The sequence below is a fragment of the Methylobacterium sp. CB376 genome, from assembly GCF_029714205.1.
In the GTDB taxonomy this organism is placed as follows: domain Bacteria; phylum Pseudomonadota; class Alphaproteobacteria; order Rhizobiales; family Beijerinckiaceae; genus Methylobacterium.
This window is the reverse complement of sequence record NZ_CP121648.1, coordinates 4,022,230-4,047,139: the sequence shown is the minus strand read 5'-3', so window position 1 is coordinate 4,047,139 and position 24,910 is coordinate 4,022,230. Positions and strand designations below refer to the sequence as shown.

28 protein-coding genes are annotated in these 24,910 nt (G+C 73.9%); 22 read left to right on the top strand and 6 right to left on the bottom strand.

The window, feature by feature from the left end; all coding sequences use genetic code 11:
• Window position 1: 1 nt before the first annotated feature.
• From QA634_RS18255 to QA634_RS18225, 7 genes are all read left to right on the top strand, one after another.
• The gene (locus QA634_RS18255; protein WP_012333383.1) at window positions 2-1,300 is read left to right on the top strand and encodes an amidohydrolase family protein; all 1,299 of its coding nucleotides are present in this window, start codon (window positions 2-4) and stop codon (window positions 1,298-1,300) included.
• A 191-nt stretch (window positions 1,301-1,491) separates the two neighbouring features.
• On the top strand, window positions 1,492-2,988 hold the full coding sequence (gene nifB / locus QA634_RS18250) for a nitrogenase cofactor biosynthesis protein NifB (RefSeq protein WP_012333382.1): 1,497 nt from the start codon (window positions 1,492-1,494) through the stop codon (window positions 2,986-2,988).
• A 99-nt stretch (window positions 2,989-3,087) separates the two neighbouring features.
• On the top strand, window positions 3,088-3,294 hold the full coding sequence (locus tag QA634_RS18245; protein WP_012333381.1) for a 4Fe-4S dicluster domain-containing protein: 207 nt from the start codon (window positions 3,088-3,090) through the stop codon (window positions 3,292-3,294).
• A gap of 168 nt (window positions 3,295-3,462) precedes the next feature.
• A complete protein-coding gene (locus QA634_RS18240) occupies window positions 3,463-4,215 on the top strand; it encodes a 4Fe4S-binding leucine-rich repeat protein (protein ID WP_012333380.1) in 753 nt (250 codons plus the stop codon).
• A 115-nt stretch (window positions 4,216-4,330) separates the two neighbouring features.
• Window positions 4,331-4,654 (top strand): nitrogen fixation protein NifZ, encoded by a 324-nt coding sequence (locus QA634_RS18235; RefSeq protein ID WP_012333379.1) that lies wholly within the window; start codon window positions 4,331-4,333, stop codon window positions 4,652-4,654.
• The gene (nifT, locus tag QA634_RS18230) at window positions 4,651-4,869 is read left to right on the top strand and encodes a putative nitrogen fixation protein NifT (protein ID WP_012333378.1); all 219 of its coding nucleotides are present in this window, start codon (window positions 4,651-4,653) and stop codon (window positions 4,867-4,869) included. The genes QA634_RS18235 and nifT overlap by 4 nt, the downstream gene beginning before the upstream one ends.
• Before the next feature lie 4 nt (window positions 4,870-4,873).
• The gene (locus QA634_RS18225; protein ID WP_012333377.1) at window positions 4,874-5,767 is read left to right on the top strand and encodes an SIR2 family NAD-dependent protein deacylase; all 894 of its coding nucleotides are present in this window, start codon (window positions 4,874-4,876) and stop codon (window positions 5,765-5,767) included.
• An 88-nt stretch (window positions 5,768-5,855) separates the two neighbouring features.
• Here the strand turns inward: QA634_RS18225 and QA634_RS18220 are convergent, their stop codons facing one another.
• On the bottom strand, window positions 5,856-6,581 hold the full coding sequence (locus tag QA634_RS18220) for a CBS domain-containing protein (protein WP_012333376.1): 726 nt from the start codon (window positions 6,579-6,581) through the stop codon (window positions 5,856-5,858).
• A gap of 260 nt (window positions 6,582-6,841) precedes the next feature.
• Between QA634_RS18220 and QA634_RS18215 the strand changes: the two genes are divergently transcribed.
• Window positions 6,842-7,234, top strand: coding sequence for a hypothetical protein (locus QA634_RS18215; RefSeq protein WP_012333375.1), 393 nt, complete (start codon window positions 6,842-6,844; stop codon window positions 7,232-7,234).
• A gap of 226 nt (window positions 7,235-7,460) precedes the next feature.
• Here QA634_RS18215 and QA634_RS18210 read toward each other — a convergent pair whose 3' ends face one another.
• Window positions 7,461-7,802, bottom strand: a complete 342-nt coding sequence (locus QA634_RS18210) for a DUF1476 domain-containing protein (protein WP_012333374.1) — start codon at window positions 7,800-7,802, stop codon at window positions 7,461-7,463.
• 211 nt (window positions 7,803-8,013) lie between these two features.
• On the opposite strand from QA634_RS18210, the gene QA634_RS18205 reads away from it, so the two are divergent.
• The 3 genes from QA634_RS18205 (at window position 8,014) to QA634_RS18195 (ending at window position 11,854) form a co-directional block, all read left to right on the top strand.
• Window positions 8,014-9,927 (top strand): heavy metal translocating P-type ATPase, encoded by a 1,914-nt coding sequence (locus tag QA634_RS18205; RefSeq protein WP_012333373.1) that lies wholly within the window; start codon window positions 8,014-8,016, stop codon window positions 9,925-9,927.
• A 92-nt stretch (window positions 9,928-10,019) separates the two neighbouring features.
• Window positions 10,020-10,802 carry a 2-keto-4-pentenoate hydratase gene (locus QA634_RS18200; protein ID WP_012333372.1) on the top strand — a complete coding sequence of 261 codons (783 nt, stop codon included), beginning with the start codon at window positions 10,020-10,022 and terminating at the stop codon, window positions 10,800-10,802.
• Window positions 10,799-11,854, top strand: coding sequence for an Ldh family oxidoreductase (locus QA634_RS18195; RefSeq protein ID WP_012333371.1), 1,056 nt, complete (start codon window positions 10,799-10,801; stop codon window positions 11,852-11,854). Before QA634_RS18200 ends, QA634_RS18195 begins: the two co-directional genes overlap by 4 nt.
• Before the next feature lie 19 nt (window positions 11,855-11,873).
• On the opposite strand, the gene QA634_RS18190 is transcribed toward QA634_RS18195, so the two are convergent.
• The 4 genes from QA634_RS18190 to QA634_RS18175 are packed head-to-tail and all read right to left on the bottom strand — an operon-like array spanning window position 11,874 to window position 15,329.
• Entirely contained in the window at window positions 11,874-13,160 is a 1,287-nt protein-coding gene (locus tag QA634_RS18190) for an NAD(P)/FAD-dependent oxidoreductase (RefSeq protein WP_012333370.1), read from the bottom strand.
• A gap of 6 nt (window positions 13,161-13,166) precedes the next feature.
• Complete coding sequence (locus tag QA634_RS18185) at window positions 13,167-13,898, bottom strand: amino acid ABC transporter ATP-binding protein (RefSeq protein ID WP_012333369.1); 732 nt, start codon at window positions 13,896-13,898, stop codon at window positions 13,167-13,169.
• Entirely contained in the window at window positions 13,895-14,548 is a 654-nt protein-coding gene (locus QA634_RS18180) for an amino acid ABC transporter permease (protein WP_012333368.1), read from the bottom strand. The genes QA634_RS18185 and QA634_RS18180 overlap by 4 nt, the downstream gene beginning before the upstream one ends.
• A 13-nt stretch (window positions 14,549-14,561) precedes the next feature.
• Entirely contained in the window at window positions 14,562-15,329 is a 768-nt protein-coding gene (locus QA634_RS18175) for an ABC transporter substrate-binding protein (protein ID WP_012333367.1), read from the bottom strand.
• 113 nt (window positions 15,330-15,442) lie between these two features.
• Here QA634_RS18175 and QA634_RS18170 point away from each other — a divergent pair, with 113 nt between their 5' ends.
• The 11 genes from QA634_RS18170 (at window position 15,443) to QA634_RS18120 (ending at window position 24,909) form a co-directional block, all read left to right on the top strand.
• Window positions 15,443-16,066 carry a cupin domain-containing protein gene (locus QA634_RS18170; protein ID WP_012333366.1) on the top strand — a complete coding sequence of 208 codons (624 nt, stop codon included), beginning with the start codon at window positions 15,443-15,445 and terminating at the stop codon, window positions 16,064-16,066.
• Between the two features lie 169 nt (window positions 16,067-16,235).
• Window positions 16,236-17,882 carry a magnesium-protoporphyrin IX monomethyl ester anaerobic oxidative cyclase gene (bchE, locus tag QA634_RS18165; protein WP_012333365.1) on the top strand — a complete coding sequence of 549 codons (1,647 nt, stop codon included), beginning with the start codon at window positions 16,236-16,238 and terminating at the stop codon, window positions 17,880-17,882.
• A gap of 4 nt (window positions 17,883-17,886) precedes the next feature.
• Window positions 17,887-18,636 (top strand): bacteriochlorophyll 4-vinyl reductase, encoded by a 750-nt coding sequence (gene bchJ, locus QA634_RS18160; RefSeq protein ID WP_012333364.1) that lies wholly within the window; start codon window positions 17,887-17,889, stop codon window positions 18,634-18,636.
• Between the two features lie 61 nt (window positions 18,637-18,697).
• Window positions 18,698-19,018, top strand: coding sequence for a HesB/IscA family protein (locus QA634_RS18155; RefSeq protein WP_012333363.1), 321 nt, complete (start codon window positions 18,698-18,700; stop codon window positions 19,016-19,018).
• 12 nt (window positions 19,019-19,030) lie between these two features.
• On the top strand, window positions 19,031-19,813 hold the full coding sequence (gene nifU, locus QA634_RS18150) for a Fe-S cluster assembly protein NifU (protein WP_283026691.1): 783 nt from the start codon (window positions 19,031-19,033) through the stop codon (window positions 19,811-19,813).
• Window positions 19,795-20,019, top strand: coding sequence for a NifU family protein (locus tag QA634_RS18145; RefSeq protein ID WP_283026690.1), 225 nt, complete (start codon window positions 19,795-19,797; stop codon window positions 20,017-20,019). The genes nifU and QA634_RS18145 overlap by 19 nt, the downstream gene beginning before the upstream one ends.
• Window positions 20,020-20,042: 23 nt before the next feature.
• Complete coding sequence (nifS, locus tag QA634_RS18140; RefSeq protein ID WP_012333361.1) at window positions 20,043-21,257, top strand: cysteine desulfurase NifS; 1,215 nt, start codon at window positions 20,043-20,045, stop codon at window positions 21,255-21,257.
• 146 nt (window positions 21,258-21,403) lie between these two features.
• Complete coding sequence (gene nifV, locus QA634_RS18135; protein ID WP_012333360.1) at window positions 21,404-22,615, top strand: homocitrate synthase; 1,212 nt, start codon at window positions 21,404-21,406, stop codon at window positions 22,613-22,615.
• Window positions 22,616-22,618: 3 nt separating this feature from the next.
• Window positions 22,619-23,479 carry a serine O-acetyltransferase gene (gene cysE / locus QA634_RS18130; protein WP_012333359.1) on the top strand — a complete coding sequence of 287 codons (861 nt, stop codon included), beginning with the start codon at window positions 22,619-22,621 and terminating at the stop codon, window positions 23,477-23,479.
• 20 nt (window positions 23,480-23,499) lie between these two features.
• The gene (nifW, locus tag QA634_RS18125) at window positions 23,500-23,847 is read left to right on the top strand and encodes a nitrogenase stabilizing/protective protein NifW (protein WP_012333358.1); all 348 of its coding nucleotides are present in this window, start codon (window positions 23,500-23,502) and stop codon (window positions 23,845-23,847) included.
• A 207-nt stretch (window positions 23,848-24,054) separates the two neighbouring features.
• Window positions 24,055-24,909, top strand: a complete 855-nt coding sequence (locus tag QA634_RS18120; RefSeq protein WP_012333357.1) for an electron transfer flavoprotein subunit beta/FixA family protein — start codon at window positions 24,055-24,057, stop codon at window positions 24,907-24,909.
• Window position 24,910 lies beyond the last annotated feature (1 nt).

Sequence of the window (24,910 nt, the reverse complement as noted above, 5' to 3'; positions counted from 1 at the left end):
CATGGACTTCGATCACCTGTTCACCAACGCCCGCCTGCCCGGGCGCGACGGCCTCGTGGACCTCGCGGTGCGGGACGGGCGCTTCGCGGCCGTCGAGCCCGGGCTGCCGCCGAACGGGCCGAGCGAGGATCTCGGCGGGCGGCTGGTGATCCCGGGCTTCGTCGAGACGCATCTCCACCTCGACAAGGCCTGCCTCCTCGGGCGCTGCGATTGCGGCGCCGGCAGCGTCGGGGAGGCGATCGCGGCCGTCACGGCGGCCAAGCGCGGCTTCACCGAGGCGGACGTCTACGAGCGGGCGCGCCGGGTGCTGGAGCGCGCCGTCGCGCAGGGCACCACCCGCATCCGCACCCACGTGGAGGTGGATCCCCGCATCGGGCTGACGAGCTTCCGGGCGCTGAGGCGCCTCAAGGCCGACTACGCCTGGGCGGTCGATCTCGAACTCTGCGCCTTCCCGCAGGAGGGACTGCTCGACGATCCGGGCTGCGAGGACGTGCTGGTCGCGGCCCTTGAGGAGGGGGCGGACCTCGTCGGCGGCGTCCCCTACATCGACCGGGACGCGGACGGCCACGTCGCGCGGATCTTCGCGCTCGCCCGGCGCTTCGACGTCGACATCGACTTCCACCTCGACTTCGACCTCGACCCGACCTGGCTGCGCCTCGACGAGGTCTGCCGCTGGGCCGACCGGACCGGCTGGGGCGGGCGCGTCGCCATCGGCCACGCGACCAAGCTCTCGGCCCTGCCACCGGAGGCCTTCGGACGGGCGGCGCGGCGCCTCGCCGGGGCGGGCGTCGCCGTCACGGTCCTGCCCGCGACCGACCTGTTCCTGATGGGGCGCGAGGCCGCCTGCAACGTGCCGCGCGGCGTGGCGGCGGCGCACCGGCTGGCGCGGGCCGGCGTCACCTGCTCGATCGCCACCAACAACGTCCTCAACCCGTTCACGCCCTACGGCGACGCCTCGCTGCTGCGGATGGCGAACCTCTACGCCAACGTCGCCCAGGTCTCGTCCGAGCCGGACCTCGCCCTCTGCCTCGACCTCGTCACCGACCAGGCGGCGCGGCTGATGCGGTGTGCCGATTACGGCCTCGCCCCGGGCCGCCGGGCCGACCTCGTCGTGCTCGACGCGCGCAGCCCCGCCGAGGCGGTCTGCACCCTGGCCTGGCCGCTCCAGGGCATGAAGAACGGGCGCCGGAGCTTCGCGCGGCCGATGCCGCTCCTGTCGCCGCCCGGCGAGGCCGCCCGCGCCCCGGGCCCGCTCCTGGGTCCGCCCCTGGGTCCTGCCCTGGGTCCTGCCCTGGGCTGAGCCGCGCCCGGCGCACGCCGCCCCGGCCCGCCGCGCGGGCGCGTCGGGGCCCGACGCGCGATGTCGCGAATCCGACAGGACGAGACATCCGTGTACCCGCCGCGGATCGTCGATTTTCCAACTACTACAATGACTTGATGGATGGCACGGCGCTTGCGGAACCTTCACCGGACTGACGCAGAGGTGAAGACATGTCCTCCCCGGTGTTCTCCCTCGAGGCCCTCGTCTCGGCACCGATCTCGGTCGACGCGATGCGGGCGAAACTGCAGGAGGGCGGCTGCTCGTCCACGTCCTGCGGCTCCTCGGCCAAGCCGGACGAGATGCCCGAGGACGTCTGGGACAAGATCAAGGATCATCCCTGCTACTCGGAAGAGGCGCATCACTACTTCGCCCGCATGCACGTCGCGGTGGCGCCGGCCTGCAACATCCAGTGCAATTACTGCAATCGCAAGTACGATTGCGCCAACGAGAGCCGGCCCGGCGTGGTGTCGGAGAAGCTCACGCCGGACCAGGCCCTGCGCAAGGTGGTGACGGTGGCCAACGAGGTGCCGCAGCTGTCGGTGCTCGGCATCGCCGGCCCCGGCGACAGCTGCTACGATTGGAAGAAGACCAAGGCCACCTTCGACGCGGTGTCCCGGGAGATCCCCGACATCAAGCTCTGCCTCTCCACCAACGGGCTCGCCCTGCCCGACCACGTCGACGAGATCGCCGAGATGAACGTCGATCACGTCACGGTGACCATCAACATGGTCGATCCGGAGATCGGGGCGAAGATCTATCCCTGGATCTTCCACCAGCACAAGCGCTACACGGGCGTCGAGGCCGCCCGCATCCTGCACGAGCGGCAGATGCTGAGCCTGGAGATGCTGCGCGACCGCGGCATCCTGGTGAAGGTGAACTCGGTCATGATCCCCGGGATCAACGACGAGCACCTGCTCGACGTGAACGCGTGGGTGAAGGAGCGGGGCGCCTTCCTGCACAACGTGATGCCGCTGATCTCGGCGCCCGAGCACGGCACGCATTTCGGCCTGACCGGCCAGCGCGGCCCGACCGCCATGGAGCTGAAGGCCCTGCAGGACAAGCTGGAGGGCGGCGCCAAGCTGATGCGCCACTGCCGCCAGTGCCGGGCCGACGCGGTCGGGCTCCTCGGCGAGGATCGCGGCCAGGAATTCACCCTCGACCAGCTGCCCGCGCAGATCCGCTACGATCCGAGCAAGCGCGCCGCCTACCGGGAGGTCGTGGCGCACGAGCGCGGCGACCACCAGGTCAACAAGCAGGCCGTGGTGGCGCAGCTCAGGGCGCTCGGGGCGGAGCAGACGCTCCTCGTCGCGGTCGCCACCAAGGGCGGCGGCCGGATCAACGAGCATTTCGGCCACGCCAAGGAGTTCCAGGTCTACGAGGCGGGCCCGGGCGGCGTGACCTTCGTCGGCCACCGCAAGGTCGACTCCTACTGCCTGGGCGGATTCGGCGAGGACGCGACGCTCGACGGCGTAATCGCCGCGCTGGAGGGGGTCGAGGTCGTCCTCTGCGCCAAGATCGGCGATTGCCCGAAGGAGAGCCTGGAGGCCGCCGGCATCCGCGCCACCGACCGCTACGCCCTCGACTACATCGAGGCGGCGATCGGCGCGGTCTACGCGGAGCAGTTCGGCCGCCGCGTCACCGACGCGCCGCTGATGCTCTCGGCCTGACGCGGCGCCCGGCGCGGGGCCGCCCGCGCCGTCCCCGTCTCCCCTCGCCCTCCCCTCTTCCCCGCCGGGCGCGCCCGGCCCTTCCACCAGGAGACCGCCATGGCCCTCAAGATCATCGCCTCGCAATGCACCGTCTGCGGCGCCTGCGAATTCGAATGCCCCAACGGCGCCATCCGCATGAAGGGCGACATCTACATCGTCGATCCCAAGAAGTGCACGGAATGCGACGGCCAGTTCGACGAGCCGCAATGCGCGGCGGTCTGCCCGGTGCCGAACACCTGCGTCAAGGCCGCCCCGGCGGCCTGAGCGGGCCGCCGGGCGGGTCTGCCGGGCGTCGCGGGTCCGTCACCCTCGCCCTCACCCTCGCCCTCACCCTCGGCGACGCGGGCGCGGCGGACGCTCCGGCGCGGGATGCGCCAAAGCAGAACGGCATGGGGCAATTCTGCTTGGTCTCTTCATGCCAAGGAGGCGGCGATGGCGGGCGGAGCCGAGCCGGGTCCCGAGGCGCTCGACTGGCAGGGCCGGCCGCTGCGCTGCCAGGATTGCCCCCACGAGGATCTCCAGGCCGAGGGGCGCTGCGACCTCGGCCGGGCCTGCGTGCTCGACCGGCGGGGGAAGCGCATCGACCGCTTCTTCTCCCGCAACCCGGACCTCGCGGCGGCCTATCTCGACCACCCGTATTTCGAGGTGCGCGCGCTGGCGGCCAAGCACGCGAGCGTGTTCCTGATCGGGCGGCTGCGGGACGACCCGGAGCCGGAGGTGCGCGCGATGGTGGCCTTCCAGCTGCCGCTCGCCCGGGCCGGTTCCATGCGGGAGGATCCCGACCGGCGGGTGCGGATGGCGGTGGCGCAGCGGCTCTCGGGCCGGGACCTCGTGCCCCTGCTCGGCGACGCGGACTACGCGGTGCGGCTCGCGGCGGCCCGCCGGGCGCCGCCGGCCGCGCTCCTGCTGCTCGCCCGCGACCCCGAGGCCGAGGTGCGGCGCGCGGCAGCCGCGCGGGTCGTGCCCGAGGCGCTGATGGCCTTCGCGGCCGATCCCGACCCGCTGGTGCGGCGCGCGGCGGCCGGGCGGCTGCCTGCGCCCCGCCTCGTCGCGCTGATCCGCGACCCCGACATGCGCGTGCGCCACGCGGTGGCCGAGCGCATCGATCCTCGGCACCTCGCGCCGCTCCTCGCGGACGAGGTGCCGGCCATCCGCGAGACGGCGTCCCGCCGCCTCGCCGAGTGATCCGGGACCCGGTTGATCCAAGCGGATCCCGGATCGCGCGCCCGCGCGGCGCCTGAGCGAAGCCCCATTCCGCCATCCCGACGGGATCGAGCGGATGGGGGATGAGGAGGAGAGCATGGGACTGGGACGCGAGCAGGAGATCGAGATCCGGCGGGAGCCCGCCTTCCGGCCCGGCGAGAAGGTCCGCGCGACCAAGCACGTCAAGAACGACGGCACCTATCCGCACAGGGAGATCGGCGAGACCCTGGTGCGCAAGGGCGACACCGGCTACGTGCGCGACATCGGGGTCTTCCTGCAGCAATTCTACATCTACGCGGTCGAGTGGGTCGACCGCGGCACCATCGTGGGCATGCGCGGCAAGGAGCTGGTCAGCCTCGACCGGCCGACGGCGTCCGGCGCCGCGCCGGCGCGCGCCGCCAGCGAGGAGGCCCGCCCGTGAAGCTGATGATCCGCAGATCGCCCCGCGGCGGCCTCTCGGCCTACGCGCCCAAGAAGGACCTGGAGGAGCCGATCGTCGCCATGGAGCACGACGCCCTCTGGGGCGGCTGGGTGCGGCTGAAGAACGGCTGGACCTTCGTGCTGCCGGCGCTGCCGGCCGAGACCCGCCTTCCGATCACCGTCAACGCCCGCAAGCTCGGCGACGAGGAGGAGTGACCCGATGGACCCGTCGATCCAGGCGCCGCCCCCGCTCGCCGCGCCCCGCTCCCTCGCCGCGCCGGACGGCCTCGCGCCGCTGCGGGAGGCCGCGGCGCTGCTCGCGGACGACCGGCTCGTGCCCTATCTCGGGCCCGGCCTCCAGGCCGCCGCGGGCGCGGGCGGCACGGTGCCGCTGAGCCCGGAGGCGCTCGCGGCGGCGCTCGGCCAGCGGCAGGCGGCGCCGGGCCGGATCCGCACCAACCTCTGGGCCGTGGCGCAGTTCATCGAGCAGCGCCGCCACCGCCGCACCCTCGCCGCCTGGATGGCCGAGATCTTCGCGCCCCCGCTCGCCCCGACCCCGTTCCAGACCGCGCTGGCGGGGCGCGGCCTCGGGCTGATCGTCGACACCTGGTACGACGGCGCGCTGCGGGCGGCCTTCGCGGCGAGCGGCCGGACGGATTGGGGCGAGATCCAGGGCATCACCCGGGCCGGGGCGCATCGGGACGTCTGGACGCGGGGCTTCGACGCGGCCGGGACGCCGGTCGACGAGGCGGCCTCGCGCGGCTGGGTCACTCTGCTCTACAAGCCCCACGGCGCCGCCCGCCCGCCGGGCCAGGCCCTGGTCGCCGACAGCGACTACGTCGAGGTGATGACCGAGATCGACATCCAGACGCCGATCCCGGTCGAGGTGCGCGCGCGGCGCGTGAGCCGGGGCTTCCTGTTCCTCGGCTGCCGCTTCCACGACCAGATGCTGCGGACCTATGCCCGCCAGATCATGAAGCGCTCGGCCGGGCCGCATTTCGCGGTGATGACCGGGGCGGACCTCACCCGCAACGAGCGGCGCTTCCTGGACGATGCCGGGATCACGCTGCTCGACCTGCCGCTCGCCCCGGCGCTGGAGCGGCTGGTCGGGTGAGGCCCCGGCCGGGGCCCGGCCGCGGCGGCATCGGGGCCGCGCCCCCGCGCGGCCCCCGAGGGAGCCGCCCGGGCCGCCCGGGCCAGCCTCACAGCATCACCGGCTCCGCGCCCACCGTGCCAACGAAGGTGTGGTCGCGCACGGCCACGACGCCCGGGATGGTCTCGGCCGCTGTGACGAGGGCCTTCGCCTCGGCCTCGTGGCTCACCATGCCCCAGAGATGCACCACCCCGTCGAGCACCGTGACGTTGCTCTCGCCCTTCTCCGTCCAGGGCTGCCGGCCGAGTTCGGCGAGCAGCATGTCGCGGATGCGCTGATCGGTGAGATCGCGCGGGCTGCTCGGCTCGGGCGCCGCCGGGAGCAGGGTCGCCAGCGCCCGCACGAGGTCGCTGCGGGTCACGATCCCGACGAGCCGCTCGGGCAGGCCGGGCCGCGCCTCGACGATCGGCACGCGGCGGATGTGGCGGCGCTCCAGGATCTCCACGATCTCCGGCAGGGGCGTGTCCGGCGTCGCGGTGACGACCGGGCTCGCCATCACGTCCCGGACCGTGCGGCCATGGGCCTCCCGGTACTCATGGGCGAGGGTCTCGATCGAGGCGAAGAACCTCAGCCACGACGAGCGGCGGCGATCGGTCGCCAGTTCCGCCCGGTGCAGCAGGTCGCCCTCGCTCACGATTCCCACGAGGGCGCCCGACTCGTCGACCACGGGGGCCGCGCTGATCCGCTTCTCCACGAAGATCCGGGCGAGCGCTCCCAGCGGCGTCTCGGGCCGCACGGTGAAGACGTCGCGGTGCATGATGTCGCGCGCGCGCATGGCATACCTCCGGCTTGAGCCAAGGTTGAACGACGCATCATTCGCCGAGACGGTCACCGGTTCGGCGGCAAACATGATGCGGTAACAAGACATCGGCCGAATTGCCCGATGCAATTCCGCTGAATTCCGACCATCCTGCGCCCCGATCGAGGCGACCGGATTGATCTCGCTCAAGGCCCCGGGCGGCGCGCCGGCCTGTGCTGGGGCGAGGAGGGCCCCGAGCGGCCGCCGGAACGGCCCGGCCCCCGAAGGAGGATGCCATGCTCTCGACCATCACCCTGACGCTCGCCCGCTGCCCGGACTTCCCGGAAGGCAGCGCGGGGCGCGGCTACGAGATCGTCGCGCCCCTCGACGCCGACGGGCACCTCGACGCGGCGCAGTGGCAGGCGCGGCGCGACCATTGCCGGGTGCGCCGCTTCTGGACGGGAGAGCCCGACCGGCACGGCCGCCTGATCCACCGGGCGGGCGGGAGCGGGGGCGCCACCTGGCTGATCGACTACGACGACCGCAGCACGCAGGACGACGAGCCCGGCTACCGGCTCGGGTCCCACCGCTTCGTGGAGGGCGAGTACGTCTCGCTGCGGGATGCCGAGACGGAGGAGCTCCACACCTTCCGGGTCGCGCGCGTGGCCGCCCACGCCCGCGCCGCCTGATCCGGGACCCGCTTGATCGAAGCGGATCCCGGATCACCAGCCCGCGCGGCGCCTGAGCGGCGCCTGAGCGAAGCCGACTTCCGCATCGCCGAAATCGGAGATGGCGAAGCCATCGATCGGATGTCGCATGAATTCCCGGCGCGCGAGGGGCGGGTCCGGCCGCACCCGCCCCTCGGAGTCGATCCGCGTCCGCCTCCGTGCGGAGGCCGCGGCCTCGCGCGGAACCCTACTGGCCCCCGTCGACCGCCTCGCCGACGATCAGCTCCGCCCGGGCGGTCGCGGCGCAGCGCTCCAGCTGGGCGCGCAGGCCGGGCAGCGCCTCGGCGGCGCCCGCCGCCGCGAGATCGGCCTGCAGGCGCGCGAGCACCTCCTCGTCCGTGGCCAGCACGCTGCCGCCCACGAAGGCGGCGACGTAGGACTCGGCCGTCGCGCCGTCGAGGCGCATCCGCCCGGCGGCCCATCCCGCCAGCAGCCGGTTGCGATGCGCGCGCTCCCGGAACCGCACCTCCTCGGCATGGGCGAATTCCTGCTCGAACATCGTCTCGCGCTCGTCGAAGATCGTGGTCATCGGCGTTCTCCCTCGCTCCCCGAAACTTGATCGCCTCGGCGTCTCCCCGGAAATGTGGCGCGCCGGCCCCTGGAGGTCTTTGTGCCTGATCAATTGCTCCGAGGCGGGCTCGAGGGCAGCGGCCGCGGGCGGTCTTGACACGGATCATGGCCCGCCCTCCCGGAACCGGGCTGATGGGGCGGGCCGCGCGGGGCGCGGGCGAGGGCAAGCCATGCAGGCAGTGTCGGAGAGCGGGGCGGCGCGGTCCTCCCCCGAAACGGTCCCCGAAGCGCCGGCGGCGTGGCGGGGCGTGCTGCGGCGCGGCCTCGTCGGGCTGCCGCTCCTCGGTCTCGGTCTCGGCCTCGCGGCCCAGGCCCTCGGCGCGCCCCAGATGGCCGCCTGGGCCTGGGCCGTCCCGACCCTGATCGTGCTGGCGGTCCTGGTGGCGGAGGTGGTGACCAGCCTCGCCCGGGGTGATGTCGGGCTCGACCTCGTCGCCCTGCTCTCGATGGGCGGCGCCCTCGCCCTGCAGCAGCCCCTGGCCGGCGTGATCATCGCGCTGATGTACGCGGGCGGCCAGGGGCTGGAGAGCTTCGCCTCGGCGCGGGCCTCGCGGGAGATGACGGCGCTCCTCGCCCGCCAGCCGCGCAGCGCGCTGCGCCGGGAGGCGGGGGGCGTGGTGCGCGAGGTCCCGCTCGCCGCCCTGGAGCCGGGCGACGCGATCCTGGTGCGGGTGGGCGACGTCCTGCCGGTCGACGGCCGCGTCGCCGAGGGCCGGGCCGTCCTCGACCAGGCGACGCTGACCGGCGAGGCCCTCCCGGTGGCGCACGATCCGGGGGCGCGCGTGCTCAGCGGCGCCGTGAATGTCGGCACGCCCTTCACGCTCACGGCCGAGCGCCGCGCCGCCGAGAGCACCTACGCGGGCATCCTGCGGCTCGTCGCGGAGGCCCGCGCCCGGAAGGCGCCGATGAGCCGCCTCGCCGACCGCTACGCCGTGGCCTTCCTGGCCGGCACGATCCTGCTCGCCGGCTCCGCCTGGCTCGCCAGCGGGGATGCGCTGCGCGCCCTCGCGGTCCTGGTGGTCGCGACCCCCTGCCCGCTGATCCTGGCGGTGCCGGTCGCCCTCGTCTCCGGCCTGTCGCGCGCGGCCGGGATCGGCGTCCTGATCAAGGGCGGCGGCGCCCTCGAATGCCTCGCGTCGCTGCGCGTCCTCGTCATCGACAAGACCGGCACGCTCACCCATGGCAGCGCCCGCCTCGCCGGGATCGAGGCGGTCCCCCCCGCCGAGGCCGCCGAGGCGCTCCGGCTCGCCGCCTCCCTCGACCAAGCCTCCGCCCACCCGACCGCGCGGGCGCTCGGCGAGGCGGCCCGCGCGCGCGGGCTCTCCCTCGCGCCCCCCGCCGCCGTCACCGAGTATCCGGGCGAGGGCATCGCCGGCACGGTCGAGGGCCGCGCCGTGGCGGTGGGCGGTCCGCGGCTGATGCGCGGCCTCGGCATCGCCTTCCCCCCGGATCGCGGCGGCGCGCCCGGCGGGGCGCGCGTCCTGGTGGCGATCGACGGGGCGCCCGCCGCGACGCTGCACGTCGAGGACCCGCTGCGCGGCGACGGCGCCGGCACGCTCGCGGCCCTGCGCGCCGGCGGGATCGACCGGATCGTGCTCGCCACCGGCGACCGGCGGGCGATCGCCGAGCACCTCGCGGCCGGGCTGCCGATCGACGCCGTGGCGGCGGATCTCGACCCGGCGGGCAAGGCCCGCATCATCGCCGCCGAGCGCCGCCACGGCCCGGTGGCGATGGTGGGCGACGGCGTCAACGACGCGCCCGCCCTCGCGGCGGCCGATCTCGGGGTGGCGCTCGGCGCCCGCGGCGCGGCCGCGGCGGCGGAGGCGGCCGATGTGGTGCTGCTCGTGGACAGCCTCGCGCCCCTGCCGCGGGCGATCGCCATCGCGCGCCGCGCCCGCGCCATCGCCCTTCAGAGCGTCTGGGTCGGGCTCGGCCTCTCCCTCGCCGGCATGGTCGCGGCCGCCCTGGGCTACCTCTCGCCCATCCAGGGCGCCCTGCTGCAGGAGGCGATCGACGCCTCCGTGATCCTGAACGCCATGCGGGTCCTCAGGGGCGGCGACCCCGCGCCGGCCGGGCAGAAATAGGGCGGTCGCCGCACCGGCCGGCTCCGCGCCCTTGCGGCCGCGGCGATTCCGCGCGAGGGGGACGGGTCCGGAGCCGGCAGGAGCGAGCACCGATGAGTTTCGATCCCGAACCCGCCGCCGCGCTCCTCGCCGAGGCGTGGCGCGGCGGGCGCCAGATCACCGCCCTGCCGCCGGAGATCCGGCCCGCCACCCTGGCCGAGGGCTACGCGGTGCAGGACCGGCTGATCGCCGTGCTCGGCGAGCCCTGCAGCGGCTGGAAGCTCGGCCTCGGCAGCCGGGCGCAGAAGCGCGACCTCGGCATCGGGCGCTCCGTCGCCGGACGCGTCCTGGCCGCCCGCTGCCACGGCCCCGACGCCGTCGTGCCCCTGTCGCACGCGGCGCCCGCGACGATCGAGTGCGAGATCGCCTTCCGGCTCGCCCGCGACGTCGCTCCGGGCGCGCCGCCCCCGCCCCTGCGGGACCTCGTCGCGGAGACCTGCGTGACCTTCGAGGTGGTGCTGTCGCGCTTCGTGGACTGCCGCGCCGCCGGCTGGCCGAGCTTCGCGGCCGACGATGCCGGCTTCGAGGCGCTGGTGGTCGGCGAGGCGGTCGACCCGGAGGCGCTCGCCGCGCTCGCCGCCGACCTCCGCGTCGCCGTCGACGGCGAGCTGCGCGCCCGGGCGCTCGCGGGCGACGACGCCACCGACCCGGCGGCCGCCCTCGCGGACCTGATCGCGGTGGCGGGCGAGCGCGGCCTGGCGCTGCGGGCGGGCGAGATCGTCTCGACCGGCACCGTGTCGCGGCCCTTCACGGTCGAGGGGCCGGCCGAGATCCGCGCCGACTTCCTCGGGCGCCACCTCGCCTTCCGCACGCGCCCGCCGGGGAATCCGGCGTGACCGGTCCGCGCATCCCCGCCGAGGCCCTGCGGGCCTTCGCGGCGGCGGTCTACGGCGCCGCCGGGATGGGCGCGCAGGATGCCGCTCTCTGCGCCGACAGCCTCGTCCAGGCTGATCTGTGGGGCCATCAGTCGCACGGGATGATGCGCCTGTCCTGGTACGCCGCCCGCCTCGCCGCGGGAGTCTGCGATCCCCGCGCCGTGCCGGAGAGCGTGGTCGATGCCGGCGGCCTCGCGGTGATCGACGGGCGCGAGGCGATGGGCCAGGTCGTGGCCGCGCAGGCGATGGCGGAGGCAATGGCCCGGGCGGCGGCGCACGGGATCGGCGCGGTGGCGGTGCGCAACTCCAACCATTTCGGCACCGCCATGTACTTCACCCTGATGGCGGCGCGGGCGGGCTGCATCGGCTTCCTGTCGACCAATGCGAGCCCCGCCATGGCGCCCTGGGGCGGGCGCCGCAAGGCGCTCGGCAACAATCCCTGGTCCTGGGCCGCGCCCGCCGGCCGGCACGCGCCCCTGGTCCTCGACATCGCCAACACGGCGGTCGCCCGCGGCAAGATCTACCTCGCCCGCCAGCGCGGCGAGGCGATCCCCCTCGGCTGGGCCATGGACGCCTCCGGCCGGCCGACCGCCGACCCGCAGGCCGCCATCGACGGCCTGATCCTGCCCATGGCCGGGCACAAGGGCTCCGCGATCTCGGCCGTGATGGACGTGCTCTCCGGCGTGCTCACCGGCAGCGCCTTCGGGGCGGGCGTCGCGGGCCCCTACCAGGCCGAGCGGCGCAGCGGCGCCGGCCACCTCGCGCTCGCGATCGACATCGCCCGGATCCAGCCCTTGGCGGAGTTCGAGGCCCGCATGGAGCGCTTCATCGCCGAGATGAGGGCCGTGCCCCTCGCCGAGGGCGCCGAGGCGGTGTTCTACCCGGGCGAGATCGAGGCGCGGGCCGAGGCCGAGAACCTGCGCGAGGGCGTGCTGCTGCCCGAGGACACCCGCGCCGACCTCCTGCGGCTCGCCCGCGCGAACGGGCTCGACCCGGCGATGCTCGGCCCCTGAGCGGCGCCCCCGGGCGCCCTCACAGACCCCCGTCGCTGATGCGGTACCACGCGATCACCGCCGAGGCGTAGAGGCGGTGCAGGCCGTGGAGCGGCAGCGGCTGCACCGGGCCGAAGGGCAGCGGCAGCGCCGCGGCGTCGCCCGTGGCCAGGTAGGCGGCGATGGCCCGCCCCATGCTCGTCTGCAGGCCGACGCCCCGCCCCTGGCAGCCGATGTCGATCACGAGGCCCGGCACCGGCTCGTGCAGGTGGGGCAGGAAGTCCCGGGTGATCGCCACCCGCCCGCACCAGCGATGGTCGAAGCCGACATCCGCCGCCTGCGGGAAGACTTTGGCGACGATGCGCTCGAGATGCGCCCAGTCGGCCGGGCCGCGCGGCTCGCGGAAGGGGCCGCGCCCGCCCATCAGCAGCCGGCCCGTATGGTCGAGCCGGAAGTAGAGCAGGAGCTTGCGGGTGTCCGAGGAGACCTGCCCCTCCGGCAGGATCGTGCGGCGCAGGTTGTCGGAGAGCGGCACCGTGGCGACCTGGAACGAGTTCGCCGCGATGATCGTGCGCGCGAGGCCCGGCCACAGCCCGCCCGTGTAGCCGTTGGTGCAGATCACGACCTTCTCGGCCCGCAATTCCGGGCCGCGCGCGGTGCGCAGGACGAAGGCCCCGTCCCGCCGCGCGATGCCGGTGACCGCCGTGTCCGTGTGGATCGTCGCGCCGGCCCCGAGCGCCGCGCGGGCGAGGCCGCGGGCGTAGGAGAGCGGCTGGACCGCGCCGCCCCGGCCGTCGAGCCAGCCGCCGAGGTAGCGCGGGCTGCCGAGGAGCCGCTCCGCCTCGTTCCGGTCGAGCAGCCGCGCGGGCGCCCCCCGGCGCGCCCATTGGGCGGCCCGCCGCTCCGCCTGGGCCAGCCCCGCCGCCGTGTGGGCACCCTGGATCCAGCCCGCGCGGACATGCGGCACCTCCATGCGGTGGCGGGCGATCAGGTCGAACACCGCGTCGGCGGTGGCGCCCGCGAAGGCGGCGAGCCGCTCGCCCCGCTCGGGGCCGAACTTCGCCACCAGCTCGTCCGGATCGTACTTGAGGCCCGGGATCACCTGGCCGCCGTTCCGGCCCGATCCCCCGAAGCCGATCTCGCGCGCCTCCAGCACGACCGGGCGAAGCCCGGCCTCGGCGAGGTGCAGGGCGGTCGAGAGGCCGGCATAGCCCGCCCCGATCACCGCCACGTCGGCCCGCCCCGAGGCGGCGAGGGGCGCCGTCGCGGGGGCGGGCGCGGCGGTGGCGGCCCAGAGCGAGGGGGCGAGCGGGAAAGGTTCGGTCATCGAAGCCTACAGGGGATGCAGGACGCGGCGGAGGAAGTCGCGGGTGCGGGGATGCTCGGGCGCGGTGAGCACCGCGCGGGCCGCCCCCTCCTCCACGACGAGTCCGTGGTCGAGGAACAGGACGCGGTCGGCCACCTCGCGGGCGAAGCCGATCTCGTGGGTGACGACCAGCATGGTCATGCCGTCCTCGGCGAGGCCGCGCATCACCCCGAGCACGTCGCCGACGAGTTCCGGATCGAGCGCCGAGGTCGGCTCGTCGAACAGGATCGCGTCCGGCCGCATGGCGAGGGCGCGGGCGATGGCGACCCGCTGCTGCTGCCCGCCCGAGAGCTGCGGCGGGCGGGCCTCCTCCTTGCCGGACAGGCCGACGCGGGCGAGCAGGGCGCGGCCGCGCTCCGTCGCCTCGGCCCGGTCCTCGCCCTTCACGTAGACCGGCCCCTCGATCACGTTCTCCAGGGCGGTGCGGTGCGGGAACAGGTTGAAGCGCTGGAACACCATCGAGACCTGGATGCGCACGGCGCGGATCGTGGGGCTCGCCCGGTCGACCCGGCGCCCGTTCACCCGGATCTCGCCGCCGTCGTAGGATTCGAGCCCGTTGATGCAGCGCAGGAGCGTCGACTTGCCCGAGCCGGAGGGGCCGATGATGCAGACCACCTCGCCGCGCGCCACCCGCGCCGTGATGCCCTTGAGCACCGGCACCGCGCCGTAGGCCTTGCGCACGCCGTCGAGCTCGATCACCGCCGCCCCGCCCGCTTCTCGGTGTGCCGCACGATCAGGATCAGGGGCAGGCTGAGCGCCAGGTACATCAGCGCCACCAGGGTGAACACGCTGGTGTTCTTGAAGGTCGCCGAGGCGATCAGCTTGCCCTGAAGCGCGAGTTCCGCGACCGTGATGGTCGAGGCCTGCGAGGAATCCTTCAGCATCATGATCATGACGTTGCCGTAGGGCGGCAGCGCGATGCGCAGGGCCTGCGGCAGCACCACGCGCCGCATGGTGAGGCCCCAGCCCATGCCGATGGTCTGGGCCGCCTCGATCTGGCCCCCGTCGATCGCCTCGATGGCGGCCCGGAAATTCTCGGCGTGGTAGGCCGAGTAGGCGAGCCCGAGCCCGAGCACGCCCGCCTGCACGGCCGTGAGCGCGATGCCGAAATCCGGCAGCACGAAGTAGATGTAGAACAGCTGGACGATGATCGGGATGCCCCGGATCACGTTGATGAACAGCGCGCTCGCGAAGGCCAGGGAGCGCACGCCCGAGACCCGCATCATCGCCCAGACGAGCCCGAGCACGGTCGAGACCACGAGGGAGCCGAGCGTGATCAGGATCGTCAGCTGCACGCCCTGCAGCAGGATCGGAACGAACTCGCGGGCATCCGCCAGGAAGCTGTCCATGGCGCCCGGCCGCTCAGGACGGGTTCGCGGACGGCTTCAGACCCCACTTGTCCAGGATCCGGGCGAGTTCGCCGCTCTCCTTGATCCTGGCGAGGGCCGCGTCGATCTTCTCCCGCAGGTCCCTATCCTCCTTGCGCAGGCCGATCCCGACCGAGCCGACGACGGTCGGCTTGTAGCTGTCGACCAGGCGCACGTTCGGGAACAGGCCGAGCTTGAGGTTGTAGGCCAGGATCGGCCCGTCCGCGAAGCCGGCCTTGAGCCGGCCGGAATTCACGTCGCGCAGGATGTCGGGGATCGTGTCGTAGATCTTCACCTCGGAAAACAGGCCGGATTTCTTGAGGGGCTCCACGAAGGCGGTGCCGACCTGCGCCCCCACCGTCTCGCCCTTCAGGTCGGCGAAGCCGGTATAGTCCTTGGTGTCGCCCTTCGCCACGATCATCCCCTCGCCGTAGGTGTAGACCGGGGCGGAGAAGTCGATCACCTCCTTGCGGGGCGGCGTGATGAACATCGCGGCCGAGATGATGTCGATCTTCTTGGCGTTGAGTGCGGCGATGAGGGTGGAGAATTGCAGGGGCTCGACCTGGACCGTGAAGCCGGCCTCGCGCCCGACGGCCGTGATGACGTCGACCATGACGCCCTGGATGGAGTTGGTCTTGGTGTCCAGGAAGGTGAAGGGGATGCCGGTCGGCGTCGAGCCGACCTTCAGGGCGGTCTGGGCCCCGGCCGGCCCCGCGAGGGCGAGCGCGAGGGCCGCGCAGGCCGCCTGGACGAGACGCTTCATCTCGGTGCTCCTCTGAGGGGCGGACGCGCCGTCGCGCGGGCTTCCGCGGCGGATTTCATGAACGTGAACATCTGGGCATAATGCGCCGCGCAGCGCAACCAGATTTCACGCACATGAAACAGGCCGGGACGGGTCGAGGGAACGGGCAGGCCGCGCCGCGGGCCGGCGAGCGGGCGGCCGACCTCGCGATGGGCCGGCGCCTGCGCGCCCTGCGCCAGGCCCGCGGCCTGTCGCTGAAGGCGATCGCGGCGCGCACCGGCCTGTCGATCGGCTTCCTGAGCCAGGTCGAGCGCGGCCTGTCCTCCCCGTCCCTGCGGGTGCTGACGCAGCTCGCCGACCTGCTGGAGGTCGGGCTGGCGAGCCTGTTCGGCGCGGCGCCCGGGCCCGCCGAGCCGATCGTCACCCGGCCGCACGAGCGCGCGGAGCTGACGCTGTGGCGCTCCGGCATCGCCAAGCAGCTGCTCACCCGGCCGGGGGCGGACGGGCATCTCAGCCTGTTCCTGATGCGGCTGGCGCCGGGCGCGAGCACGGGCGACGAGGCCCTGACCCATGGCGGCGAGGAGGCGGGGCTGGTCCTGGAGGGACGGCTCGCGCTGTGGGTGGAGGACGCGGCCCTGTCCCTGGCCGCGGGCGACAGCTTCCGCTTCGCCAGCCGGCGGCCCCACCGCTACGGCAATCCCTCGGAGACCGACGAGGCCGTGGTGCTGTGGGTGAACGCGGTGCCGCCGGGCGCCTGAGCGGGGGCGCCCCGGGGCGGGTCCGGCGCTCCCGCGGGCGCCGGCGAGTTCGCCCGATTCCGCGTCCGGCCCGGCCGCGCCGGGGCCGGGATCCCGGCCGCCTTGATCCAGCGCAAATCGCGGCGGCGCGCATGTGTCAATCTAACTTGACACTCGGGAGTGTCGACCCATGCGCATCCTCTTCGTTCACCCCAACTACCATTCGGGCGGCGCCGAGATCGCGGGGAACTGGCCTCCGGCCTGGGTGGCCTACCTCACGGGGGCGCTGCGCGCGGCGGGCTTCGACGACCTCCACTTCATCGACGCCATGACGAACGACCTCGACGACGAGGTCCTGCGGGCCCGGATCGCCGCGCTCGCGCCCGACATCGTCGGGGCGACCGCCATCACGCCCTCGATCTACAAGGCCGAGCGGGTGCTCCAGATCGCCCGCGAGGTCCGCCCCGGCGCCGTGACGCTGCTGGGCGGCGTGCACGCCACCTTCATGTACGGCCAAGTCCTGCCGGAGGCGCCCTGGATCGACGCGGTGGTGCGGGGCGAGGGCGAGGAGATCATGGTCGAGGTCGCCCGCGCCGTGGCCGAGGGACGCTGGCCGGCCGCGCGCGCCGCGATCAGGGGCCTCGCCTACCTGGAGGAGGGCCGCGTCGTCGCGACCCCCGCCGCCCCCACCGTCAAGGCCATCGACGCGCTGTCCCCGGATTGGAGCGTGCTCGAATGGGAAAAGTACACCTACATCCCCCTCGGCGTTCGCGTCGCCATCCCCAACATGGCCCGCGGCTGCCCGTTCACCTGCTCCTTCTGCTCGCAGTGGAAATTCTGGCGCGACTACCGCATCCGCGACCCCAAGAAGGTCGTCGACGAGATCGTTGAGCTCAAGGAGAAATACGGCGTCGGCTTCTTCATCCTCGCCGACGAGGAGCCGACCATCAACCGCAAGAAGTTCATCGCCTTCTGCAAGGAGCTGATCGAGCGCGAGGTCGACATCCTGTGGGGCATCAACACGCGGGTGACGGACATCCTGCGCGACGAGGACGTGCTGCCGCTCTACCGGCGGGCGGGGCTGATCCACGTCTCGCTCGGCACCGAGGCGGCGGCGCAGCTGAAGCTCGACCTCTTCAACAAGGAGACCACCGTCGCCCAGAACAAGAAGGCCATCCAGCTGCTTCGCGAGGCCGGCATCGTCGTGGAGGCCCAGTTCATCGTCGGGCTCGAGAACGAGACGGCGGAGACGCTGGAGGAGACCTACCGGATGGCCCGCGACTGGGCGCCCGACCTCGCGAACTGGTCGATGTACACGCCCTGGCCGTTCTCGGACCTGTTCCGCGACCTCGGCGACAGAGTCGAGATCTTCGACTACGAGAAGTACAATTTCGTCACGCCGATCATCAAGCCGCAGGCCATGGACCGCGGCGAGCTGCTCGACCGCGTGATGAACAACTACCGCCGGTTCTACTTCAGGAAGGCGCTGTTCTCCTATCCCTGGTCGGGATCCGGCGCGCGCCGCCGCTACCTGCTGGGCTGCCTCAAGGCGTTCCTGAAGGCGGGATTCGAGCGCAAGTTCTACGACCTCGGCAAGGTCGAGTACTGGGGCCCGCAATCCCGCAAGACGGTGGATTTCGGCTTCGACGCGACGCGCCGGCGCGCCGCCGACACCGCGATCGAGTGGCAGACCACCCAGAACCGCCGCTCGAAGGCGGTGATCCCGGCCGAGCTGATGGCCTGCGGCGGCGGCCGGCAGCAGATGGCCGAGGACCAGGACGGGACCCCGCCGCCCCGCGTCGCCTTCACGCGCGGCGGCCCGCGGGCCGAGGCCTGACCCCGTGAGGGCCGAGGCCGGGGCGGCCGCCCGCATCGGGCCGAACGCCGTCACCCGCGTCGCCGAGGCCCTCGCGACGCGGCACGGCCCGATCGTGCGCGACGCGGTCTTCGCCCGCGCCGGCCTGCGCCACCACCTCGCGGACCCGCCCCGGGCCATGGTGCCGGACGGGGACGTGGCGCGCCTCCACGCCGCTCTGCACGCGGTGCTGGGCCCCACCCTCGCGGGGGCGGTCGGGCGCGAGGCCGGGGAGCTGACGGGGCGCTACCTCCTGGCGCACCGCATCCCGCGCCCGCTGCGGGTGCTGCTCGCGCTCCTGCCCCGCCGGCTCGCCCTGCGCGTTCTCCTGGCGGCCATCGGCCGGCATGCCTGGACGTTCGTGGGCGCGGGCCGCTTCGAGGTCGCCTGGGCTCCCCTCCCCACCCTGGTCATCGCCGGCGGCCCGGTGAGCCGGTCCGTCACCAGCCGCGAGCCGGCCTGCGCCTATTGCGGCGCCGTGTTCGAGTCCCTGTTCCGGGACCTCGTCGACCCGCGCACCCGCGTCGTCGAGTTCGCCTGCGAGGCCGTGGGCGCGCCGGCCTGCCGCTTCGCCGTGCGGGTGGCGGAGGGGGCGCCCGGCCTCGGGCGGGCGGGCGGGCGTCCCGCGCGCGTCGGGCCGCCGGGCTCCCCGCGACAATCCGACCGAGTGTCGGACTTGTCGCCTTTGCGACACGGCGCTCGCGACCGGGAAAACCCAAACAATTCAACAGTATAAGTCATGGCACGGGGATTGCCGCTCGGAGGGCCGGAACCCGACCCTCACGGAGGATCCCGACATGATCTCGCTCACCGACAACGCGGTCACCGCGGTAAAGACCGCGCTCTCGCAGGCGCCGGGCACACCGACCGGCCTGCGGATCATGGTCGAGGCCGGCGGCTGCGCCGGGTACAAGTACATGATGGGGCTGGAATCCAGCGCCCGCGACGGCGACCTCGTGGTCGAGCAGGACGGCGTGCGGCTCTTCGTCGACGGCCGCTCGCAGAGCCTGGTCTCGGGGCTGCGGATCGACTTCGTCACGGCGCTCGAGACTTCGGGCTTCGTGTTCGAGAACCCGAATGCGGGGGCGAAATGCGCCTGCGGCAAGTCCTTCGGCTGAGGAGGACGCGCCATGTGGGACTATTCCGACAAGGTCAAGGACTACTTCTTCAATCCGAAGAATGCGGGCCTGCTCGCGGAGGCGAACGCGGTCGGCGAGGTCGGGGCGATCGCCTGCGGCGACGCGCTCAAGCTGATGCTCAAGGTCGATCCGGAGACGGAGGTGATCACCGAGGCCAAGTTCCAGACCTTCGGCTGCGGCTCGGCCATCGCCTCCTCCTCGGCGCTGACCGAGATCGTCATCGGCAAGACGGTCGACGAGGCGCTGGCCATCAGCAACCAGGACATCGCGGATTTCCTCGGCGGCCTGCCGCCCGAGAAGATGCACTGCTCGGTGATGGGCTACGAGGCGCTGCAGGCCGCGGTCGCCCATTACCGCGGCGAGACGGTCGAGGACGACCATGAGGAGGGCGCCCTCGTCTGCAAGTGCTTCGGCGTCGACGAGGGCATGATCGAGCGGGCGGTGCGCGCCAACGGCCTGACCACGCCCGAGCAGGTCACCTTCTACACCAAGGCGGGCGGCGGCTGCCTGACCTGCTTCGAGGCGATCGAGGGCACGCTCGCCCGCGTCAACCGGGAGATGGTCGAGGCCGGCCTGCTCGCGGCGGGCGCCGCTTACCGGATCGGGGCGGCGGATCCCCGCAGCCTGAAGAGCAAGCCCCGGCTCGCCCAGGCATTCGGGGATCCCCGGCGCCGGGCGCCAGTGCGGCGCCGGGCGCCGGCACCAGGGCGTTCCCCTCGCCCCAGAGCCCGCTCGCGCCCGCCGCGCTCACCCCGATGCAGCGCATCCGGCTGATCGACAAGGCGATCGAGGCGTTGCGGCCCGTGCTCCAGCGCGACGGGGGCGACTGCGAACTCGTCGAGGTGGAGGGCACCGTGGTGAGCGTGCGGCTCTCGGGCGCCTGCGTCGGCTGCCAGATGGCGAGCGTCACCGTGGCGGGCGTGCAGCAGCGCCTGATCGAGGCCCTCGGCCTCCCGCTCCGGGTCGTCCCGGTGAAGTAGCCCCAGACCGCCCGGAGGCGACCATGACCGCGACCCACACCACGGCCTATCTCGACAACAACGCCACCACCCGGGTCGATTCCCGGGTCGTGGAGGCCATGCTCCCGTTCCTCACCGAGCATTTCGGCAACGCCTCCTCCATGCACGCCTTCGGGGCGGCGGTGGGCGGGGCCGTGCGGGCGGCGCGGGGCGAGGTCCAGGCGCTGCTCGGCGCCGCCCACGATTCCGAGATCGTCTTCACCTCGGGCGGCACCGAGAGCGACAACACCGCGATCCTCTCCGCCCTGGAGGTGAGCCCGCGGCGGCGGGAGATCGTCACCAGCGCGGTCGAGCACCCGGCCGTGCTCTCCCTGTGCAGCCACCTGGAGAAGAACCGGGGCATCAAGGTCCACGTCATCCCGGTCGACGGGAAGGGGCGGCTCGACCGGGCGGCCTACAGCGCGGCCCTGTCGGAGCGGGTCGCCGTGGTGTCGATCATGTGGGCCAACAACGAGACCGGGACGATCTTCCCGGTCGCGGACCTCGCCGAGGAGGCGAAGGCGCACGGGGCGATGTTCCACACCGACGCGGTGCAGGCGGTGGGCAAGGTGCCGATCGACCTCAAGGCGACGGCGATCGACATGCTGTCGCTCTCGGCCCACAAGCTGCACGCGCCGAAGGGCGTCGGGGCGCTCTACCTGCGGCGCGGCCTGCGCGTCCGGCCGCTCCTGCGCGGCGGCCACCAGGAGCGGGGCCGGCGCGCCGGCACCGAGAACATCCCGGGCATCGTCGCCCTCGGCGCGGCGGCGCGGATCGCCGCGGAGGGGCTCGCCGCGGACGCGATCCGGGTCGGCGCCCTGCGCGACCGGCTGGAGAAGGGCCTGCTGCAGCGCATCCCGCACTGCTTCGTCACCGGCGACCCGGATCACCGCCTGCCCAACACCGCCAACGTCGCCTTCGCGTATATCGAGGGCGAGGGCATCCTGCTCCTGCTCAACCGGGCGGGGATCGCCGCCTCCTCGGGCTCGGCCTGCACCTCGGGCTCGCTCGAACCCTCCCACGTGCTGCGCGCCATGAAGGTGCCCGCCACGGCGGCGCACGGGGCGATCCGCTTCTCGCTCTCGCGCGAGACGACGGGCGAGGAGGTCGACCGGGTGCTCGAGGCCATGCCGGGCATCGTCGGCAAGCTGCGCGACCTGTCCCCGTTCTGGAGCGGGACGGGAAGCGAGGCCGCGTCCTTCAATCCCGTCTACGCCTGACGCCCGGCACCCCGCCGCCGCGGCGAGGGAAATGCCGAAGGCACCGAGACCAAGACACCGAGACCAAGACACCGCGACTTGGAGCGGGTCGCGGGTCCCCCGGACGCGCCCGCTCCAGGCCCCCGTCCCCCCACCCGGAGCGCGCCATGCCGGAACCGTCCTCCGCCTCCCCTCCCCCCGCACCGTCCGGGCCGCCCTCCGCCCGGACCGTGTTCCTCAACGACACCACCCTGCGCGACGGCGAGCAGGCCCCGGGCGTCGCCTTCACCCGCCGCGAGAAGATCGAGATCGCCGAGGCCCTCGCGGCGGCCGGGGTCCCGGAGATCGAGGCCGGCACGCCGGCCATGGGCGAGGACGAGATCGAGACGATCCGCTCCATCGTCTCGCTGCGGCTGCCCCTGCGGGTGATCGCGTGGTGCCGGATGCGCGAGGACGACCTCCTCGCCGCGGTCGCCGCGGGCGTGCCGGCGGTCAACCACTCGATCCCGGTCTCGGACGCCCAGCTGCGCGGCAAGCTCGGCCGCGACCGCGCCTTCGCCCTCGACGCGGTCGCCGCGACGGTGGCGCGCGCGCGGCGCCTCGGCCTCGCGGTGGCGGTCGGCGCCGAGGACGCCTCGCGCGCCGATCCCGACTTCCTCTGCCGCGTCGCCGAAGCGGCGCGGGCGGCGGGCGCCGAGCGCCTGCGCCTCGCCGACACGCTCGGCGTGCTCGATCCCTTCGCCGCCGACGCCCTGGTCCGGCGCCTCGCCGCGGCCACCGACCTCGCCCTCGAATTCCACGCCCACGACTATCTCGGCCTCGCCACCGCCAACACGCTGGCGGCGCTGCGGGCGGGGGCGCGCCACGCCAGCGTCACCGTGACGGGGCTCGGCGAGCGGGCCGGCAATGCCGCCCTGGAGGAGGTGGCGGTGGCGCTGGCGCGGTTCGGCCAGGGGCCGACCGGGATCGACCTTCGCGCGCTGCGCCCGCTCGCCGCCGCCGTCGCGGCGGCGGCCGAGCGTCCCCTGCCGCGCGGCAAGGCCATCGTGGGCGAGGACATCTTCACCCACGAATCCGGCATCCACGTCGCCGGGCTGCTGCGGGACCGGGCGACCTACGAGGCGCTCGATCCCGGGATGCTCGGGCGCAGCCACCGCATCGTGATCGGCAAGCATTCGGGGGTGGCGGCGCTCGCCAGCGCCCTCGCGGCGCAGGGGCGCAGCCTCGACGCGGAGGTCGCCCGCGACCTCCTGGAACGGGTCCGGGCGGCGGCGGTGCGCACCAAGGCGGCGGTGCCGCCGGGCCTGCTGCGGCGCCTCCACGACGAGTGCCTGATGAGCGCGCGGCCGCTGCCGCGCTTCGCCGCCGCGGGGAGCTGAGCGATGATCATGGGATCGCGCGCGCGCCGGCTGCGGGCGCTTCAGATCGCGGAGCTCGGGCGCCTCGCCCGCGCCTCCGCGGCGCAGGCGGCGCGGCGGGCGCCTCCCCTCCCCGCCGGGGCGGCCCCCGGAGCGGGATCCGAATGCGCCGGCGCCCGGGCCGGGACGGCCGCCCGGGAGCCGCCGCTCTGGCGGCAGATCGCCGAGGACGTCGCCTGCGTCCGCTCGCGCGACCCGGCGGCGCGCCACCTCGTCGAGATCGTCACCACCTATCCGGGGGTGCACGCGGTGATCCTGCACCGCCTCGCCCACCGGCTCTGGCGCGGCGGCCTCAAGTACGCGGCCCGGCTCGTCTCCTGGGCGGCCCGCCTCGTCGCCAACGTGGACATCCATCCGGGCGCCCGGATCGGGCGGCGCTTCTTCATCGACCACGGCGCCGGCGTGGTGGTCGGCGAGACCGCGGTGATCGGGGACGACGTCACGCTCTACCACGGCGTCACGCTCGGGGGCACCTCCTGGACGCCCGGCAAGCGCCACCCGACCCTCGGCGACGGCGTCCTGGTCGGCGCGGGCGCCAAGATCCTCGGGCCGGTCGAGGTCGGCGCCGGGGCCCGGGTCGGGGCCAACTCGGTGGTGATCACGGACGTGCCGGCCGGCATGACCGTGGTCGGCGTGCCGGGCCGCCTCGTCGCCGCGGCCCGTGCGGGCCGCCCGCGCGCCGACGGGCGCATCGACCTGGAGCATCACCGCCTGCCCGATCCCCTCGGCGCCGCCCTGGTCGCCCTCGCGGCCCGGATCGAGCGCCTGGAAACCCGTCTCGCGGCCGCGCCGGCGCCCGCCGCCGAGCCGTCCGACCCGACCTGATCCCCTCCGAGGAGACTCCCATGTCGTCGCCCTGCCTCGACCGCCTCGCCGCCCTGTCGAGCGCCGAGGAGTTCTTCCAGGTCCTCGACCTGCCCTACGCGCCCGAGGTGCTGCGCGTCGCGCGCCTGCACATCCTCAAGCGGATGGGCCAGTACCTCGCCACCACCTCCTTCGCGGGGCTCGACGACGACGCCGTCCGGCGCGCCGCCCGCGACACGCTGGAGCGCGCCTACCGGGATTTCGCGACCTCGACCCCGCTCGCCGAGCGGGTCTTCAAGGTGCTCAGGGAGCACGATCCCGAGCGCCCGCCGGCGCGGGGCGCCTTCGTGCCCCTGGCCGACATCCTGCACCCCCTGACGCAATCCTGACTCACCGTGTCGGCAAGCCGACACCGATCCGACACCCACATCCGAGCGATCATCCGAGCGACGCTCCAAGTGTCCCCAGGTGACGCTCCAAGTCATTGAAAGCGAAGACCCAGGCCGATCATCCGGCCTGGCACGGCGAATGCCTCAACGTCGAGAGGAAGACAGTGGAGTCGGCGATCTCGCCGCGCTTCCAGCAGGGTGAGCGACATGCACAGCGTGGTCTGCATCAAGCAAGTGCCGGATTCCGGACAGATCCGGGTGCATCCGGTGACGAACACGATCATGCGGCAGGGCGTGCCGACGATCATCAATCCCTACGACCTGTTCGCGCTCGAAGCGGCCCTGCGGCTGCGCGACCGCCACGGCGGCGAGGTGACGGTGCTGACCATGGGGCCGCCCATGGCGGCGGATTCCCTGCGCAAGGCCCTGGGCTTCGGGGCGGACCGGGCGGTGCTGCTCACCGACCGCGTCTTCGCGGGCTCCGACACGCTGGCGACGAGCTTCGCGCTCGCGACCGCGATCGGCCGGATCGGCGCGACCTGGGGGCCGCCCGACATCGTCTTCACCGGCAAGCAGACGATCGACGGGGACACCGCGCAGGTCGGCCCCGGCATCGCCAAGCGCCTGAACCTGACGCAGCTCACCTACGTGGCGCGGATCGCGGAACTCGACCTTTCGGCCCGCTCCGTCACGGTGGAGCGGCGCGCCGAGGGCGGCGTGCAGGTGCTGCGGACCCGCCTGCCCTGCCTCGTGACGGTGCTGGAGGGGATCAACGAGATGCGGCGCGGCAGCCTCGCGGAGGCCCTGCGCGCCGCCCGGGCCGAGATCGTGACCTGGAGCGCCAGGGAGGCCGGCATCGCCGACATCGCGCGCTGCGGCCTGCGCGGCTCGCCCACGGTCGTCAAGCGCGTCTTCGCGCCCGCGTCCCGGGCGGAGAAGGCCGCCCTGGTGCCGACCCACGGGCGCGACGCGGCGGGCCTCGCCGAGGGGCTGATCGAGGCGCTGTTCGCCCGCAGCCCCGGCCTCGAAGACGACCTCGCCCGCCTCGCGGCCGGCCAGTGAC